Source organism: Isobaculum melis, assembly GCF_900111355.1.
GTDB classification, from domain to species: Bacteria; Bacillota; Bacilli; order Lactobacillales; family Carnobacteriaceae; genus Isobaculum; species Isobaculum melis.
On the sequence record NZ_FOHA01000038.1, the window covers coordinates 1 to 2,554 of the forward strand.

1 protein-coding gene is annotated in these 2,554 nt (G+C 34.2%); it reads right to left on the bottom strand.

Annotated elements, in window-relative coordinates; all coding sequences use genetic code 11:
- Window positions 1–155 precede the first annotated feature (155 nt).
- A complete protein-coding gene (locus tag BMW29_RS13745) occupies window positions 156–2,060 on the bottom strand; it encodes a MucBP domain-containing protein (protein ID WP_092654326.1) in 1,905 nt (634 codons plus the stop codon).
- Between the last annotated feature and the right edge of the window lie 494 nt (window positions 2,061–2,554).

Here is a 2,554-nt window from a genome sequence, read left to right on the forward strand (position 1 = left end):
GATCTTCCTTTCACTTCTTACTATATACCTAAAAATAGGGAAATAGAGGGTAAAGTCATCCGTCGATGACTTTACCCTCTAATCTTAGTATGTTTGCTTGCATGGCATAAAATACAAAAAAATAATCTTGCTTTCATTCTTATTTTTCATCACTGCTAGTTTACGATTTGATAGTCCCAACTGTAAGGGTTAAAACTAGTTGTGTTTGGTTGAATATATAATGTTAACCAATATTCAGTCTTTGTTTGCCCGTTAAAGATTGGCATCCCTGGCTGTTTATTTTGTTCATCATGTACAACTTTTGTATCTGTTAAGACGAACCCCATGTTTTGATAATACTGTGGTAACAAGAGGTCCACTTGATAAAAGTCGTGGGTTTTACTCCGATTTATTTTATATTTGCCAGTATTTTCTATATCATTTAGTTGAGATGGAAAGGAGATATTTACTTCTTCAGACACAGAGCTAACTTCCTCTGGTTTAAGTTTATTCACATTTTTAATGGTTACATAGCCTTTTGTTGGTAGGACTAATTCAGAAGAATGATTTAACGCTACTTGCTTGATATGTAACGTCAATTTATTTTTCCAATAGTGGTAAGTGATTACTGTTGGTTGATCTTGATAGACGCCTGTTTCTGCTGGTAATGGATCAACAAGTTCATAATCACCAATTTCTTTTCTAAAAGAGGTCGTATCGTATGTATCTCCAACATTTCCTTTTAATGTTTCAGTGTCTGCAATTGTGTTTCCTAGCTCATCTTGATAGTTGATTTTCACGCTACTATTTTTAGCATATTGATATTCAATATAGGTATATCCATGTGCAAAAGTACTTTTACCAGTTGGACTTATTTCATCTTGTATCTTCAAGTTTTTATAGGTATATCCAGCAATAGCAGGTCCTGTGGTAGGTGCTACAAATTTTGTATTTGCTTTTGGTATACTAGGAAGTGTGTCAACTGGTGAAAGAGGCGTTAGCTTCGTTTTTTCTCCAGTGATTGGGTCAATCGCTACATAAGAAATAATTTTTTTTGGTTCAATAGCTGGAAACATAATGCCTACTGTATGAGCTCCAGCAATGGCATAGCTATCTGTTGAATTGGTCATTTCCAATAGTGTTTTACTAGCGTTCGCATAGGGAACTGTGTAGGAAGTACCAGGAACAACAAAGCCAGTATGTCCAGTAGGCCAATTTGGCAAGACTTCCTGAACGTAATTTGAAGCGCCAATCCCTAAAGTGGCAGTGGTTGTATTCGCGTAAAATGCGCCTCCAGACCAACCAACATTTCCATGATATATGTTAGGAACATATCCGCCTACATTACCAGTCCCTCCCATAATCAAATAACCATCAGAAGTCATCGTTGAGCCGCTAGCAGGTTCAGATATTATATTTAGCCCTAAAACGGTTCTTTCAAGATTAAATAAAATGGGTGCTTCAGATGATTTAAAGACACCAACCTCATTAGATATGAATAACTGGGTAGTGGTAATCCAATTGAGGTTAGGGACTGGATTACCGAAAGCATCTAGGGCTGTTTGTTCAATCCAAACAATTGGTGCCTTGTTTATATTTGAAGGATACCTTATTGAGGTAATGGAATCATTCGGATAATAATTCATTGATAAAGGGCTACTGTCAGAAGTATAAAAACGAATTTTCACATTGAATAAAGCGCCTGTTTGGAGATTGATACCACCATTTTTGAGATAATAAGTAACATCATTAACCGTGCCACTAGCTACAGAACTACTGCCATTTGTGTTAGACATCATCTCTTGAAAACTTTGGTAAACCACTACATTTCCTTGATTAATAGTGACCAGATTGTTTAAATAATCTAATGGTTTTTGTTGCGTTAGTAGGATGCTTGATAATTCATTATTCATTAAACCATAGTTGATATTGCCATAATTATTATTTGCGCTAGGTAGGCTGATTTCTTGCCCGCCAGAGGTTATTTCTGCGTTAGTTCTTTGATTGGGTAACAGTAAACTACTTAATATAATCAGCAATCCCAATATGAAATGTTGCATGAAACTTTTTGTTCTTTTCATTTTTCTCTCCCTTTCTTAGACAGTGTCTAAAAAAATTATGTTTTTTTGTATCCTAGTGCATAAATAAGCTTTTTCGGTTATGATACAAATCAATATCCTAAAAATAAGCCATCAAATTCATCAACAATTGATTGATGATTCGATTAAAAATACGATGTCATACTTGGAATCTGCATCATCATCTAGTAGGAAATGAATGAGATGAAATAAACATGTGTTTCTTACATTTAAATTTAGAGGGAAAATAGAGACGAAAAAAAAAGCAAAATGCTGTTAAATCAACATTTTACTTTTGGAGAGTTTTATTAAATTGTAGAAAGAGTATCAATTACGACAATTGCAAAAAACACATGTTTTTTGCAGACGATTAACTGCGGTATAACGCCTTTTTGATTGTCTAACTCCTTGTATATTATATTTAAGGTTTTTATCTTCCGATTATAATTGGAGAACCTTATGAACCATTGTAATTTTCATTTGGTATTAACTCAGTT